The organism is Streptomyces sp. NPDC049597, from assembly GCF_040675505.1.
In the GTDB taxonomy this organism is placed as follows: domain Bacteria; phylum Actinomycetota; class Actinomycetes; order Streptomycetales; family Streptomycetaceae; genus Streptomyces.
Map to the genome: position 1 here is coordinate 163,150 of NZ_JBFAOY010000002.1, position 14,862 is coordinate 178,011.

Genomic DNA, 14,862 nt, shown 5'->3' on the forward strand with positions numbered 1-14,862 from the left:
GGCTGGGGGGTGACCTGGGGCCTTGCCCCCTCCCCACGGTTGTACACCAAATGTGCGGCTCCCCCGGAGCACCTGGAGAGCCGCACCTCAGCACGGCACCCGAATCACACGGCTACGCGCTTCCAGCCAGACTGATTCAGAACGCCATGCCCCAAGGGCCCACAGGGGCCTTCGCACCTGGCAGCGTAGAAACTGATCATGTCGGGCTCCTCCAGCTCAAGGTTGCACTTCACCGTGGTGTTTGCGCCCTTGGTGTTCTCGCACCATCCGTAACTTCCGCGGTCCGTGGCGTAGTAGCCGCCCGCTCGGTGGCCATCGGCCTTGGTGTCGGTTATGTACACGTCATCGCCCGTGGACTGCCAGCACATCTTGGCCCCGGTGGTGCTAAGGCAGGTCTGCGCAGCGCTTGCCTGCGGAGCCAGCACCACCCCAACCAGTGCGATCACTGTGGAACCCATGGCAGCCGTGCGCCCGAAAGTACGCCGCATCCCCATATTGCAAACCCCCGTTGGAAGAAAGGCCTCATCGGCCACCGGAGGCTAGCATGATCCTTTGCGGCATCCCGAGCACGTGATCGAACGCCCACCACGCCTCGTTGCCGGAACCCCATTCCCCAGCAGATGGGGGCAGTTGCGCCTGCCACACAGGGTGGCGCCAGAATCACGCCATGTCAGACACCTTCCGGGACACCCTCGGTGCCATCGGCGGCACCTTGGCCTTTGGTGGCGTCGTGTGGCAGGGATACCTCACGCGCGCATCGCTGGAGGTCAGCCAGCTTATGACCGCCGACGCGATCCGCAGCCGACTCGATCCCAGGCCCCGGGAGTCACCCTCAAGCCGGCCCCAGGGTGACCAGGGGGAGCACCAGGTCGGTGTAGCGGCTTTGGGCGGGAGCTGCCATGGGGCGAGAGATCGGGGCCCGTAAGCTTCCCGCGACTCGGGCAGTCTCTGGACCTGCCCGCAATAGCCCGATGTGGGCCCCGATCTTCGAGGCTCGCCCCATGGTGGCTGCCTAAAGCCGTGGAGCCGACCGCCCCAGCCACAGCGGGCCTCCTCAACCGTCAACCCTTCGCCGTTTCGGCGTGCGGCCGGCGGTCGGGTGGCCGTGGGGCGAAGACAGGAGCGGCGGCCCGGCCGCCGGGCCGCGCGCTGCCGCGCCGTGCGCGGCGGATGCGCCTTGATCGAGGTAGAGAAACCTGTAACAGGCCCAATGGGGCTCGACGTCAGGGCTTCGCCCCGTCCGGCTGATAGGTCCAGGTGTGACCAGTGCCGCGATACTCAGAAACCGGGATGGGCTCGGCATCGGGACGCATGCGGGCCGTGTAGAGAACGCCCTCGAGGTGGTCGATCTCGTGGGCCACAAGTCGGGCCACGGCATGCTCGAAGATCGTGATGCCGCGATTCCCGTCGATGTCCTGGTGTTCCACGCTGATGCTGAGTGGTCGGGGCACCATGCCTCGCACGTCGAAGAAGCTCCAGCAGCCCTCGTACTGCTCATCGGTCTCGCTGGACTGCTCGATGACCTTCGGGTTCAAGAGCGTGATCACTTCGCCCTCGGCGGTGCGGACGATGGCCGCTGCTCGATCGATTCCGAGCTGAGGTGCGGCCACTCCCATGCCCTTGCTGAACTGATGGATTCCTGCTGCCCGCTCGGCTGCCGAGTTCAGTTCCGCCACGACTCGGCGCGCGTCCTCGGCTTCGCGGGGCAGATCGAACGCTCGCGCCGTCCCGGTGAGAATCGGATCGCCCGCCTGGACGACCCCGATGGATCGCATCTTGTCGCTTGCGCTGGTGGGCATGGTCGGTGCGGTCTCCTCGTGCTCAGGTCGGGCGCGGAACTTCCACTCCAACCGGTACCGGGCGTGAAGCGGCGGATCATCAGTGGTCCATGAGTAGATGCGCCGGTCGTCGGACGCATCCTGATGGATGGCTGTGCGGAAGGGGAATGCTGCCGCGGTCATCGTGGTCTCAGTCCCCCAGACGGCCGGGTCAAGCTCGGCCGGGAAGTTCAGGCGAACGCTCAAGCGCTCGGTTGGGAGCCGGACTGCGCGCTGGAACCAGGTGCCCCACTTGTCGTCCCGCACGGTGTAGGAGTACTCGATCCACGTTGACTCGCCCGGGTAGAGCGGGTAGCGGCCGTAGTCGTTCTCGAAGAGCAGCCACAGTTCCTTGAACGCGTCCCGGTCGTGCTGAACCCGCCATCCGATCGGCTCGTCTCCAACCTTCGCGGTAAGGCCGATCTCCTCCCAAGTGAGCGGGTTCTCGCGATAGTGCCGGTTCGACTGCTCAGGGCTGCCGGGGTAGCGATCGACGGAGATACGGATCAGGTACCGCGCGATCGGGTCCGGACTGGCGTTGTAGAGCTGTCGACGTTGCGTCGCTCGATAGGTCGTGCCGTCGTAGTGCAGCTCGGCGTCGTCGTGCTGGACGATCACGCTCGCCGGTTGGCTGTCCGCTGCGGAACTGTCGGGAGCCTGCTGGTGCGGAACGGCTTCACTGCGGGCCTGGGGATCGATCTCGTTGAACGCCCGGCGGAGCGCTCCGCCAGCGTGAAGAACTCGGTCGGCCTGCTCGGCGAATCCTCGCGCCGGCCTTTGTTGTCCGCCCTCGACCTTGGACACGTACGAGGGTGTGTAGCCGACGGCCTTCGCCAAGGCGGACTGTGAAACCCCCCGGACGTCTCGCCATCGCTTGAGCTCCGCGATGAACGGCTCAGCTCCCGGCTTCTCCTGGGACATCTCGCCTCCGCTGGCTGTGCCTGTGAGTGATCTGTGAGTGATCGACTCTCAGCCTGTAATCAACGTCATGACCTGCGCTTTGCTGGCTTCACTAGGACGGAAGCTACCCGAACGGAAGGCGGTCAGCGAAGTGACACCTGACGAACTGGCCATGGTGGTAAGGAAGTTGACGGACCTCGTGGAAGAGGTCGCCGACTTAAGTCAGAGGGTGGGTGCGCTGACTACGACGACCGCCGACCGGCTTCCTCGAGCTGAGCGACGCGATCCGCCAGATCCTTGACGGTGGCCTGCAACGCGCTGAGGTGCTTCGTGATCTCGACGAACTCGGCTGATCCCTCCGGCGCTTGGGTGGGCATGTCGGAGCGAACGAAGCTTCCCCGGCCGGGGCTGGTGTAGATCAGTCCTTCCGATCGAAGGATCTCCACCGCACTCTGAGCGGTCATCACCGCCACGCCGAAGCGCTCGGCGAGTTTCCGCACAGACGGAATCTTCGCGCCTGGGGCCAACTCGCCAGAGTTGATGTCGCCCCGGATGGCGCTGGCTACCTGACGGGAAGCGGGCTCGGAATCGTCGGGGCTCAGGCTCATCCCCCGAGATTACCGCCGTTTTCCGTCCTAGGGCACCCAGGACTCTTGCCACACGCAACCAGAGGTGTACTGTGACACCTAGGACACCCGATACGAACTGGAGGGCGGCGCATCTACCGCCAAGCAGCTTCGCCGCCCTCCTTCGTCCCTTGAAGGGAGCTTCCATCATGCCCGCGACGCTCGTCGTCTCGCACGCCGCGCCGTTAACCGCTCCGCTGTCCCGTACCGAGGACGCTCAGATCGTCCCGTCGCCGTGTCAGGCGTGCTCCGCCGTCGGCGGTGCTGACTGGGTGAAGCGCGATGGTGTCGGCGTCCTGGTCCACCGCTCGGGCGGGGACTGCCCGGTGGCCGTGTCGTTCGACTGGTCGACCGGCACGCCGCTGGTCTCTGTCTCCGGGGCGGTGGCGGCATGACCACTGCGACGATCACCGCGAACGAGCGGCTGCGCGGGGCCATGGTTGCCGCGAACGTGACGATCGAGGGCCTGGCCTCTCGGCTCGGTGTCGACCCGAAGTCGGTGGAGCGCTGGATCACCCTCGGCCGCACCCCGCACGCAAGGAACGCGCACGCCGCCGCCAAGCTCCTCCACACGGACGCCTACCTGCTGTGGCCTGCTCTCGGGGAGCGTCACCGGTCGGTGCCGACACCTCGGGATGAGCTGATCACCTGCTACCCGACCCGAAGCGTCGTCCCGCTCGACCTGTGGCGCTCGGTCCTCCTCAACGCGGTGGGCGCCATCGACCTGGTGGTCGCGCACCCGCTGTTCCTGGTGGATGCCGTGTGGGACCTGGCCGCGCTGGTTGCCGACAAGGCCGCGTCGGGTGTCCGCGTCCGGATCGTCGGCCCCGCCGGCACTTCCCCCGTGACCCTGCCGGACGTCTTCCCCTCGCTCCTGACCGTGGCCGGTGTCCGGCTGGCTGAGCACTCGGGGCTGCACGCAGATGTGGTGCGGGCCGATGACGACCTGCTGGTGACCACGCCGGTCGACGGCCTGGTCCCGGTGCTGTCACCCGTGATGCACCTGCGCCGCCTCGGCCCGGCCCCGCTCACCTCCGGCTACCTCACCGCGCTCGATCACCTCTTCGCCACCGCCACCCCGGTCCACGCCCCTCGACTGCGGGCGGTGGCCGCATGACCCACTTCCCCGTTCCCTCGGCCGCCGTTGCTGACGTGGCGGCGGCCGTGGGCCAGGACCCGATCACCGTGGCCGACCTGCTGCGCGTCGCCAACACCCCCGGCTTCGACCGCTGGCGCGAACAGATCCGGCGCACGGGCGGCTGCTCGGACCCCATCCACCTCCAAGGCTGGACGATCACCAAAGACAGGGCCACCGCCGAGACGCTGTACTCCTACTCGACCGCCACCGAACCCGGTGGACGGCTCCGGGTCGCCTGCGGCAACCGCCGTGCCTCGCGCTGCCCCTCGTGTGCCTGGACCTACGCCGGGGACACCTACCACCTGATCCGCGCCGGGATCACCGGCGACGTACGCAAGGACGTCCCCGACTCGGTCCGCGATCACCCGCGCGTCTTCGCCACGCTCACGGCACCCTCCTTCGGCCCGGTCCACAACCGCCCCGCCTCCGGACGCTGCCGCTGCGGCAAGCTCCACCAGGACGACGACCCCGCCCTGGGTACCGCGCTGAACCCAGACCGCTACGACTACGCCGCCGCCGTGCTCTGGAACAACCACGCCGGGCAGCTCTGGCAGCGCTTCACCATCTACCTGCGCCGGGAGATCGCCGCCCGCGCCGGGCTGTCGCAACGTGCGCTGTCGGATGCCTGCCGCGTCTCGTTCGGCAAGGTCGCCGAGTTCCAAAAGCGCGGTGCCGTGCACTTCCACGCCGTGGTCCGCCTCGACGGCCCGGACGGCCCCGACTCCGCGCCCCCGGCCTGGGCCACCGTCCCGCTCGTGGACGACGCGATCCGCGCCGCTGCCGCCCGCGTCCTGGTCGTCGTCCCGCCCGCCGGCACTTCCCCGGAACGCCAACTGCGCTGGGGAACCCAAGTCGACGTCCAGCCCATCGGCGCACTCGGACACGAGGACCTGACCGAACAGGCTGTGGCCGCCTACGTGGCCAAGTACGCCACCAAGGCCGCCGAGACCACCGGCACCGTGGACCGCCGGATCGTCGAACTGGGCGAACTCGACCGCCTCGACCTCCCCGCCCACACCCGGCGACTGATCGAAGCGTGCTGGGAGCTGGACGGCGACTACCCGGAGCGGCTGCTGGCGCGCTGGTCGCACATGCTCGGCTTCCGTGGCCACTTCTCCACCAAGTCCCGCCGCTACTCCACCACCCTCGGCGCACTCCGCCAAGTGAGGGCCGACTACCGCGCCCGCCAGGAACGCCAGGCCCGCGGGCTCCCCGAAGACCTCGACGACTCGGAGGGCTCCACGCTCGTGCTCGCCCACTGGACCTACGCCGGGCACGGCCACACACCCGGCGAATCCTGGCTCGCCCAATCCATCGCCAACGACATCAAGCAAGACCGACAACTCGCGCGGGAGCTCCGCACCGAACTGGACGACTTCGACACCACGGGGGAGTGGTGACCATGGAACGACTGCTCACCGTTGACCAGGTCGCCGAACTCCTCGGCACCACCGTCCGGTTCCCCCGGCGGCTCATCGAGGAACGCCGCATCACCTTCGTGAAGGTCGGCCGACACGTCCGCATCCCTGAGAGCGCAGTCTCTGCCTTCGTCGCGGCCAACACCGTTGAGCCGGTGACTGTCCGACGCTCCGTCCTGCGGAGGGTCGCCTGATGGCCAACAAGAAGGGGAGCCGCCGGCGCTTCGGCTCGGTTCGACAGCTCAAGTCCGGGCGCTGGCAGGCTCGATACCGCGACCCTGCCACTGGGCAACTCCGCACGGCGGAGCAGACCTACGCGACCAAGACCGACGCTGAGGTGGCGCTGACGCACATCGAGGCCGACATCTCGCGTGGCCAGTGGGAAGACCCTGACAAGGGGGCCGTGCCGTTCGGGGAGTACGCGGACGCCTGGCTGAGGGATCGCAAGCTGGCTGACCGCAGCAGGGAGCGGAATGAGGCCGTGATCCGGCTGCACATTAAGCCGACGTTCGGCGCGGGGACTCTGGCTGACGTCACCACCGCGCGGGTGCGGGCCTGGCGGGCCAACCTGCTCGCTGCGGGCGTGGGGGAGCCGACCGTCGTCAAGGCGTATCAGATTTTGCGGGCCATGATGAACACCGCCGTTGACGATGAACTGATCCGACGCAACCCATGCCGGGTCAAGGGAGCCGATCGGTACGACGTGCCCGAGCGGCCGGTGCTGAACGTGGCCGAGGTTTACGCCGTGGCCGACGCCATCGCTCCTCGGTACCGCTTGCTCGTACTCCTGGCGGCCTTCACCACCCTGCGGTTCGGCGAGCTGGCGTCTCTTCGCCGCCGAGACATCGACGTATCGGGTCGCGTGGTCCTGGTCCAGCGGGCACAGGCTGAGATGCAGGACGGCAAGCTCTTCGACAAGGCTCCGAAGTCCGCGGCTGGCGTCCGGCCCGTCGCCTTCCCGGACGAGATCCTGCACGACGTGACCGAACACCTGGAGCGCTACGCGGGTGCCGGCCGTGATGGCCACGTCTTCCTCGGTCCCCAAGGTGGGCGTCTCCGCCGCAGCAACTTCCGGGATGACTGGACCACGGCGCGGGCCAAGGCGGGCATCTCCAGTGAGGTCCACTTCCACGATCTTCGGCACACCGGGAACACCTTGGTCGCCGCCGGGGCCAGCACCCGAGAGCTGATGACCCGCATGGGCCACAGCACCGCGCGGGCCGCGCTGATCTATCAGCACATGACCGCCGACCGGGACCGTGCCATTGCCGATCGGCTGGGAGTCATGATCCGCCAGAGACAGGGCGGCGCGGAGTCCTAGTGGCACGTGCGTGGCACGGCCGCGATCAAGGCAAAGGGCCAGTTCGAGGGGATCAACCCTCTGAACTGGCCCTTAATGATGTGCCCCCGGCAGGATTCGAACCTGCGACACCCGCTTTAGGAGAGCGGTGCTCTATCCCCTGAGCTACGAAGGCGGAGGATCCGCGTGAGATCCGGCGCCTAGCCTAGCGGATAAGCTCTCCTGCCCGGTGAGATTCCCCTTCTCGCAGCTCACGGCGTGCGGTCGGGCCGGCCCGGCCTTGACGGGGCACGGGGTGCCGCATAGCGTCGCCGACGTACTGAGCGAGCGCTTAGAGAGGGGCGAGCCGTGCCGCAGCCCGAGACGTCCGACGCCGTGCGGGACGGGCTCACCGCGCCTGGTGCGCCCTTCGCCGTCGTGCGGGGCGAGGACGGTGCGCTGCAGTACGTGGCCGGGCCGCGCACGCTGCGGGAGTTCGTCGAGTCCACGTGGGCATACGGGGAGCGGCCGTTCCTGATCGCCGAGAGCCGAACGTACACGTACGGGGAGTTCTTCGCCGCCGCCTGCGCCCTCGCGCGCCGCTTCACCGAGGTCCACGCGCTGCGGCCCGGCGACCGGGCCGCCATCGCCATGCGCAATCACCCTGAGTGGCAGATCGCCTTCTGGGCCGCGCAGTTGGCCGGGCTCGTCGCCGTGCCGCTCAACGCCTGGTGGACCGAGGAGGAGCTCGCCTACGCGCTCGACGACTGCACTCCGGCCGTGCTCCTCGTCGACGGCGAGCGGCTGCCCCGTGTGGAGGCGTGGCGGCGGGCGAACGGCGCGCCGGCCGTCGTCTTCCACCACGACGGCGCGACCGCCGATGGCGTCGAGCGGTACGAGGACTTCGACGCGCCCGACCCGCTCGCCGGGCCGCCCGCAGTGGACGTGGCGGCGGGGAGCGACGCCACCATCATCTACACCTCGGGGACCACCGGCCGTTCCAAGGGCGCCGTCGCCACGCATCTCGCGCAGGCCGGGGCCACCGTGCATCCGCGCTACCACGCCACGGCCGCCGCTCTCGGGCGCGGAGAGGTGCCGGGGCGGGGGGCGGCCCCCGTCACCCTGATGACCTTCCCCTTCTTCCACGTCGCGGCGTTCACGACGCTCTACGCGATGATGGGCGTCGGCGGTGCCCTCGTCCTGATGCGCAAGTGGGACGCCGGCAAGGCGCTCGCGCTCGTCGAGCGGCACCGGGTCACCCACTACTCCGGTGTGCCGACCACGGCGCTGCAACTGCTGGACGCGGCCGAGCGGGCCGGCTCGGGCCTCGAGACGCTCACCAACCTGAGCACCGGCGGGGCCGCCGCCCCGCCCGACCTGGTGGCGCGGCTGAGTGCCGTGTACGGGCGGCGGATCGAGCCGCGCAACGGGTACGGGCTCACCGAGACCAGCGGGGGAGTGCTGGCGAACTTCGGCGACTCCTACCGCGCGCACCCCACCAGCGTCGGCCGCCCCGCGCCCGCCGTCGAGGTCCGCATCGCCGGGCCGGGCGGCGAGGCGCTGCCCGACGGCGAGGTCGGCGAACTGTGGCTGCGCGGGCAGGGCGTCATGCGGGGTTACTGGCGCGACGAGCGGGCGACCGCGGAGGCGTTCCGCGACGGCTGGTTCAGGACCGGGGACCTCGCGACCGTCCGTGAGGGGCGCGTCAGTGTCGTCGACCGGATCAAGGACATGGTGATCCGCGGGGGCGAGAACGTGTACTGCGTCGAAGTGGAGGGCGTTCTGCACGACCACCCCGATGTCGCCGACGCCGCCGTTCTCGGGGTGCCGCATCCGGTGCTCGGAGAGGAGGTCGCGGCCGTGGTGCAGCTGCGGCCCGGTGCCACGGCGGATGCCGAGGAGCTGCGGGCACACGTCGGCAAGGTGCTCGCCGCGTTCAAGGTGCCGGCGCATCTGGTGCTGCGCGGCGAGCCGTTGCCGCGCAATCCGACAGGGAAGATCCTCAAGCGGGAGCTGAGGGCGGGGTTCGGAGCCGCCTGAAGCACACGGAAGCGGGCTCAGGAGCGGGTGACCCGCACCCGGTACACGCTGCCCTTCTCCTTGCGCACCACCGAGATGCGCACCCCGTTCTCGGCGTCAGCGAAGGTCTGGCCCGGCTGGTACGGCGCGTCGGACAGTTCCGCGTGGACGTTGGGGCTGCGGGTGCAGCCGCCGCTGTCGGTCTGGCTGTCCACCACCCTCACCGGGCCCTGGCCCGTGTCCACGCTCGACGTGACCTGGTAGATCAGCACGCCCGGCTCGCACACGACGTCGTCGTTGCCCGCCCGGGTCCGTACCTCCACCGCGTATCCGCTGTTCTCGTCCAGCGGCACGACCGCAAGTTTGGAGCCGCCGGCCGTGGCGAGCGGTGTGAGCGCGTACTCCGTCGTGCCCGGCGCGGAGGCGCAGCGGACCTGGTCGTGGTCGAGCCAGCCCAGCTTCCACTTGTGCCAGCCCAGCAGGTCGTTGTTGGCGCCCCAGTCCTCGGACATGATGTCCCAGTGGCCGACGGCGCCTCCGCCCGTGGCGGTGTAGAGGTCGGGCAGGCCGAAGACATGGCCGTTCTCATGCGGCAGGACCCGGTAGCCGGTCCGGGCGTACGATCCCGAGCCGTCGTCCTGGCGGCTGTAGACGAAGGACGTGTTGGCCAGCGGCACCCCGTCCGCGTACGGAGCCTCGTCGTTGCCGGAGAAGGTCACGGACAGCACGGTGTCGAGGGCTGATGGGCCGGCGTTGGGCGTGACGAGCACGTTGACCAGGTCGTACCGGCTGAAGTCCACCTTCGCGTCGGCGACCTTCACGAGGTCCTCGACGAGCTTGCGGTACCCCGGCTCGTACGGTGACCCGCGGTCTATCCCGTACGCCGCGAACGGCAGCGGCATCCGCAGCCAGTCCCTCACCGGGGCGTGGGGGCGGTAGCTGAGCCGGCCGTACGAACTGGTGGTGAACCACTCGGAGGTCTGCGGGAAGAACTCCGCCAGACGGTCGAGCGCCGGCCCCTCGCCCGCCGCGTCCGAGAAATCGATCATGAGGTTGAGGGCGCTGAGCTCGCCGGTGGAGCGGGTGTACCCCGGTGGTGTGGGCAGGCCCTCCGACATCTGCACGCCGGACACCGAGGGGATGCGGCAGGGCCCGAGGCCCGGAGCGTCCGGAGCGGCCACCGGTCCCGACGACGCCTCGGAGGGCCCGGGGAGCGTGGAGCTCGCCGTGGCCAGCGCCGCGAGGGTGAGGGCGGCGAACGCGGCGAGCCCTCCGAGCCGGCGGCGGCTGCTCCGTATGCGTATCCGGGGGCGGGACTGCTGCATGCGTTCGCCTTCGGGTCCGCGGCAGCAGGCCTGACCCTCGCTGCGCTCTGTGCGTCAGCCTGTGTCGGCCTCCGGCCGGCCGCGCGCCGAGGTGGTCCGATCGAGGGTATTTCCGGGTCCGCACGTTCCATCCCTGTCGAAGTGACTCAGGTCACGTCCAGGGCGGGAAATAACCGGGGAGGCTCTCCCCGTTTACACCCGTGTCCCCGTGAAACGGGGAAGGGCTCCCCGCTTCGGCGCAGCCCGGCGAGGCCCGTCGAGACCTGATGAGGCCCGTCGGGAGAGGGAGCCGGACCCACCGAGACCGGAAGGGAGTGGAGCCGTGAGCCCCGCCGCCACCGCAGCGCGCCGCACCTCGCGCCCGCGGGCCGACGCCCTGCGGAACCGTGAGCGGATCGTGTCGGCCGCGCGTGAGATGTTCGTCGAGTACGGGCCCGAGGTCCCGCTCGACGAGATCGCCCGTCGCGCCGGCGTCGGCAACGCCACGCTCTACCGCCATTTCCCGGACCGCGCGGTCCTCGTCCGCGCGGTCGTCGTCTTCGTGATGTCCCGCACCACCGAGCGCGCGACGACGGCGACGGCCGAGGAGGCCGACCCGTTCGCCGCTCTGCGCCGGTTCGTCCACGAGGCGGCCGACGAGCGCATCGGCGCGCTGTGCCCGATGCTCTCCGGAGCCTTCGACTCCGACCACCCGGATCTGCACGCCGGACGTGAGCTCCTGGAGGAGGCCGTGCGCGGTCTCGTCGAGCGGGCCCAGTCGGCGGGCAGGATGCGCGGTGACGTCGCTGTCGGGGACCTGATGGTCGCCCTCTCCCAGCTCACCCGGCCCCTGCCGGGCACCGCGTGCCTGAACATGGACCGGTTCGTCCACCGTCATCTGCAGCTGTTCCTGGACGGACTCGAAGCGCCCGCGCGCTCCGAGCTGCCGGGTGCGGCCGCCACCCTCGAAGACCTGCGGAGCAGCTCCTGACGCCGTAGCGCCGATGACGGCAGCGCCCTCGCCTCGCGGTCACCCGCCGCGTGCCGATCCGGTGGTGCCGGGCCGGGCCCGAACCGGCCGACGACTTCACCCCGCCTCCGGGTTCTCAACGCCGAGAACCCTTTCCGCGCGGGCCTCTTGACGCCATCACGCATCTCGCGTGACCTCTCGTACTCCCTAGGTGGCCTCACCCATGCCGAAAACACCCGGAACACCTGACACATCCCTGCCGGATCCGAGCCGCTGGAAAGCTCTGGTCTTCATCGCCCTCGCCCAGCTGATGGTCGTCCTCGACGCGACGATCGTGAACATCGCGCTCCCCACCGCCCAGCAGGACCTGGGTATTTCCGACGGCAACCGGCAGTGGGTCATCACGGCCTACGCCCTCGCCTTCGGCGGTCTGCTGCTGTTCGGCGGCCGCATCGCCGACCTGTGGGGCCGCAAGCGGACCTTCGTCGTCGGCCTGCTCGGCTTCGCCGCCGCCTCCGCGCTCGGCGGCGCGGCGACCGGCGAGGCGATGATGCTCGGAGCCCGCGCCCTGCAGGGCGTCTTCGGCGCGCTGCTCGCGCCCGCCGCGCTCTCGCTGCTCGCGGTGACGTTCACCGACGCCAAGGAGCGCGCCAAGGCGTTCGGCATCTACGGTGCCATCGCCGGCGGCGGTGGTGCGGTCGGCCTCATCCTCGGCGGCTTCCTCACCGAGTACCTCGACTGGCGCTGGACGTTCTTCGTCAACATCCCGTTCGCGATCATCGCGGCCGTCGGCGCGTACCTCGTCGTCCGCGAGCCGGAGGGCGCGCGGAACCGCTCGTCGCTCGACATCCCCGGCGTCGTGCTGTCGACCCTGGGTCTGGTCGCGCTGGTCTACGGCTTCACCCGCGCCGAGTCCGCCGGCTGGTCCGACGAACTGACCGTGACCATGTTCGTCGCCTCCGCGGTGCTGCTCGGCACCTTCGTGGTCACGGAGGCGAACGTCCGCTCCCCGCTGCTGCCGCTGCGCGTCCTGACCGAGCGCAACCGGGGCGGTGTCTACCTCTCGCTGGGCCTCGCGATCATCGCGATGTTCGGGCTGTTCCTCTTCCTGACGTTCTACCTGCAGGTGGTGAAGGGGTACTCGCCGGTCAGAACCGGCTTCGCCTTCCTGCCGATGATCGCGGGCATGATCACGGGCTCGACCCAGATCGGTGCCCGGCTGATGACCCGTGTGCCGCCGCGGCTGCTGATGGCCCCCGGCTTCGTCGTCGCCGCCATCGGCATGCTGATGCTGACCCAGCTGGAGATCGACAGCTCGTACGCGGGCCTGATCCTGCCGGCGCAGCTGCTGCTGGGCCTCGGTATGGGTACGGCGTTCATGCCGGCCATGTCCCTGTCCACGCACGGCGTGAACCCGGCCGACGCCGGTGTCGCCTCCGCGATGGTCAACACCTCGCAGCAGGTCGGCGGCGCGATCGGTACGGCGCTGCTGAACACGATCGCCGCGTCCGCGACGACCTCGTACATCGCCTCGCACGCGGCCGGTGCGGCCGACCCGAAGCTCCTGGAGCTCCAGGGCATGGTGCACGGCTTCTCGTCCGCGATCTGGTGGGCGGTCGGCATCCTGGCCGTGTCGGCCGTGATCGCCGCGACGTTCATCAACACCGGGCGCCCGGGGGCCGGTTCGCCCACCGCGGGTTCGGGCGAGGGTGACGGAGCCGAGGACGAGGTCAGGGTTCCCGTCGTGGCGCACTGAGGCGGATACGAGAGGCCGCGCGGCAGGGGCCCGGCCCGGGTCGATCACCCGGGCCGGGCCCCTGCCCGTGCACGAGCGCGCGCGTACCGGCCGGAGCCGCGGTGCCGGGTTGCCGAGCCGCGGTGCCGGCGTGCCGAGCCGCGGTACCGGCGTGCCGAACCGCTGTGCCGGATCCGCTCAGCGCAGCCAGGGCAGGTCCGCGCCCGTGTCCTGCGGCTGGAGTGCCTCGGCCATCACCTGCATGATCTCGCCCAGCTGCCGCACCTGTTCAGGCGTGAGCCGGTCGAACATCGCCTGGCGCACCGCCTCCACGTGCCCGGGCGCCGCCCGCTTGAGGACCTCGAAACCCTCGTCCGTGAGCACGGCGTTCTGGCCGCGCCGGTCGGAGGGGCAGTCCTCGCGGCGCACCCAGCCGTTCTTCTCCAGCCGGGCGATGGCGTGTGAGAGCCGGGAGCGGGTGATCTTCGCGTCGATCGCGAGCTCGGTCATCCTGCGGCGGCGGCGCGGTGCCTGGGACAACTGGACGAGCAGGCCGTAGTAGACGTGCGGCATGCCCGCGTCCCGCTGCAACTGGCGGTCGAGATGGTCCTCGAAGAGAGTGGTGGCATGCAGGTAGGAGCGCCAGACGCGCTGTTCCGCCTCGGTCAGCCAGCGCGGCTCGGACTCGCTGTCGCCCATGGATGCCCTGTTCATGCATCCCACTGTACGACCCCTGTTCTTGAAAGTTGAACAAAATTGACCGCAGGAGTAGTCTCGTGAGTTGAACTTGAATGTTCAATGAAATGGGAGTCAGTCGCCATGAACGCAAGCCACACCGCGGAGCGCATGCCCGCCCTCTACCTGTCCCATGGCGCCCCACCCCTCGCCGACGACCCGGTCTGGCCCGGTGAGCTCGCCGCCTGGTCCGCCGGCCTGCCACGCCCCAAGGCGATCCTCGTGGTCTCCGCGCACTGGGAGGAGGCCCCGCTCGCGCTCGGCGCCACCGCGACCGTCCCTCTCGTGTACGACTTCTGGGGCTTCCCCGAGCACTACTACCAGGTGCGCTACGAGGCTCCCGGTGCACCCGAACTGGCGGATTCCGTCCGCAAGTTGCTCCGCCGCGCGGGTACGCCGGTGCAGGACGTCCCGGACCGGGGCCTCGACCACGGCGCGTACGTCCCGCTCGTCGAGATGTTCCCCGGCGCGGACGTCCCCGTGCTCCAGATCTCCATGCCGACGCTCGACCCCGGCAGGCTCCTGGAGATCGGGCGGCGGCTCGCCCCGCTCCGCGACGAGGGTGTACTGATCATCGGCAGCGGCTTCTTCACCCACAACCTGGCCGCGCTGCGGCACGCCGGGACGCCCGGCTGGTCGACGGAGTTCGACGACTGGGGGCGGCGCGCGCTGGACGCCGCCGACGTGGACGCCCTGCTGGACTTCGAGAACAAGGCCCCCGCCGGCCGCATCGCCCACCCGCGCACCGAGCACTTCGCCCCGCTGTTCGTGACCCTCGGCGCGGCGCAGGACGAACTGGGGACCGGCCGGAGCGTGATCGACGGCTTCTGGATGGGGCTGGCCAAGCGCTCCGTGCAGTTCGGCTGAAGCGCGGTCCGGCTGAGGCGCGGTCCGGTTGAGGCGCGGTCCGGCTGAGGCGCC

The 14,862-nt window shown here is 69.9% G+C and carries 13 protein-coding genes and 1 tRNA gene; 9 read left to right on the plus strand and 5 right to left on the minus strand.

The annotated features are described in order from the left end of the window. Positions 1 to 1,223: 1,223 nt before the first annotated feature. Together AB0K02_RS04600 and AB0K02_RS04605 are read right to left on the minus strand one after the other, a co-directional pair. A complete protein-coding gene (locus AB0K02_RS04600) occupies positions 1,224 to 2,738 on the minus strand; it encodes a peptide deformylase (RefSeq protein ID WP_365990875.1) in 1,515 nt (504 codons plus the stop codon). A 221-nt stretch (positions 2,739 to 2,959) separates the two neighbouring features. Beyond that, complete coding sequence (locus tag AB0K02_RS04605) at positions 2,960 to 3,325, minus strand: winged helix-turn-helix domain-containing protein (protein WP_365990876.1); 366 nt, start codon at positions 3,323 to 3,325, stop codon at positions 2,960 to 2,962. 167 nt (positions 3,326 to 3,492) lie between these two features. On the opposite strand from AB0K02_RS04605, the gene AB0K02_RS04610 reads away from it, so the two are divergent. From AB0K02_RS04610 to AB0K02_RS04630, 5 genes are read left to right on the plus strand one after another with little or no spacing between them, the layout of a single operon-like run. Beyond that, positions 3,493 to 3,738, plus strand: coding sequence for a hypothetical protein (locus AB0K02_RS04610; RefSeq protein ID WP_365990877.1), 246 nt, complete (start codon positions 3,493 to 3,495; stop codon positions 3,736 to 3,738). Then, positions 3,735 to 4,460 (plus strand): hypothetical protein, encoded by a 726-nt coding sequence (locus tag AB0K02_RS04615; RefSeq protein WP_365990878.1) that lies wholly within the window; start codon positions 3,735 to 3,737, stop codon positions 4,458 to 4,460. The genes AB0K02_RS04610 and AB0K02_RS04615 overlap by 4 nt, the downstream gene beginning before the upstream one ends. Continuing rightward, a complete protein-coding gene (repSA, locus tag AB0K02_RS04620; RefSeq protein ID WP_365990879.1) occupies positions 4,457 to 5,881 on the plus strand; it encodes a replication initiator protein RepSA in 1,425 nt (474 codons plus the stop codon). The genes AB0K02_RS04615 and repSA overlap by 4 nt, the downstream gene beginning before the upstream one ends. A 2-nt stretch (positions 5,882 to 5,883) precedes the next feature. Next, on the plus strand, positions 5,884 to 6,093 hold the full coding sequence (locus AB0K02_RS04625) for a helix-turn-helix domain-containing protein (protein ID WP_365990880.1): 210 nt from the start codon (positions 5,884 to 5,886) through the stop codon (positions 6,091 to 6,093). After that, positions 6,093 to 7,220 (plus strand): tyrosine-type recombinase/integrase, encoded by a 1,128-nt coding sequence (locus tag AB0K02_RS04630; RefSeq protein WP_365990881.1) that lies wholly within the window; start codon positions 6,093 to 6,095, stop codon positions 7,218 to 7,220. The genes AB0K02_RS04625 and AB0K02_RS04630 overlap by 1 nt, the downstream gene beginning before the upstream one ends. Before the next feature lie 81 nt (positions 7,221 to 7,301). On the opposite strand, the gene AB0K02_RS04635 is transcribed toward AB0K02_RS04630, so the two are convergent. Then, positions 7,302 to 7,374: transfer RNA gene (locus AB0K02_RS04635), tRNA-Arg, on the minus strand. Between the two features lie 173 nt (positions 7,375 to 7,547). Here AB0K02_RS04635 and AB0K02_RS04640 point away from each other — a divergent pair. Then, positions 7,548 to 9,218: a class I adenylate-forming enzyme family protein gene (locus tag AB0K02_RS04640; RefSeq protein ID WP_365990882.1), complete on the plus strand. Its 1,671-nt coding sequence runs from the start codon at positions 7,548 to 7,550 to the stop codon at positions 9,216 to 9,218. A 17-nt stretch (positions 9,219 to 9,235) separates the two neighbouring features. Here the strand turns inward: AB0K02_RS04640 and AB0K02_RS04645 are convergent, their stop codons facing one another. Further along, positions 9,236 to 10,522, minus strand: coding sequence for a M6 family metalloprotease domain-containing protein (locus AB0K02_RS04645; protein WP_365990883.1), 1,287 nt, complete (start codon positions 10,520 to 10,522; stop codon positions 9,236 to 9,238). Between the two features lie 322 nt (positions 10,523 to 10,844). Between AB0K02_RS04645 and AB0K02_RS04650 the strand changes: the two genes are divergently transcribed. Beyond that, positions 10,845 to 11,492: a helix-turn-helix domain-containing protein gene (locus tag AB0K02_RS04650; protein ID WP_365990884.1), complete on the plus strand. Its 648-nt coding sequence runs from the start codon at positions 10,845 to 10,847 to the stop codon at positions 11,490 to 11,492. 202 nt (positions 11,493 to 11,694) lie between these two features. Beyond that, positions 11,695 to 13,227 carry an MFS transporter gene (locus AB0K02_RS04655; RefSeq protein ID WP_365990885.1) on the plus strand — a complete coding sequence of 511 codons (1,533 nt, stop codon included), beginning with the start codon at positions 11,695 to 11,697 and terminating at the stop codon, positions 13,225 to 13,227. A 177-nt stretch (positions 13,228 to 13,404) separates the two neighbouring features. Here the strand turns inward: AB0K02_RS04655 and AB0K02_RS04660 are convergent, their stop codons facing one another. Continuing rightward, complete coding sequence (locus AB0K02_RS04660; protein WP_365990886.1) at positions 13,405 to 13,920, minus strand: MarR family transcriptional regulator; 516 nt, start codon at positions 13,918 to 13,920, stop codon at positions 13,405 to 13,407. 105 nt (positions 13,921 to 14,025) lie between these two features. Between AB0K02_RS04660 and AB0K02_RS04665 the strand changes: the two genes are divergently transcribed. Continuing rightward, positions 14,026 to 14,808: a class III extradiol ring-cleavage dioxygenase gene (locus AB0K02_RS04665; protein WP_365990887.1), complete on the plus strand. Its 783-nt coding sequence runs from the start codon at positions 14,026 to 14,028 to the stop codon at positions 14,806 to 14,808. The last annotated feature ends 54 nt before the right edge of the window (positions 14,809 to 14,862 follow it).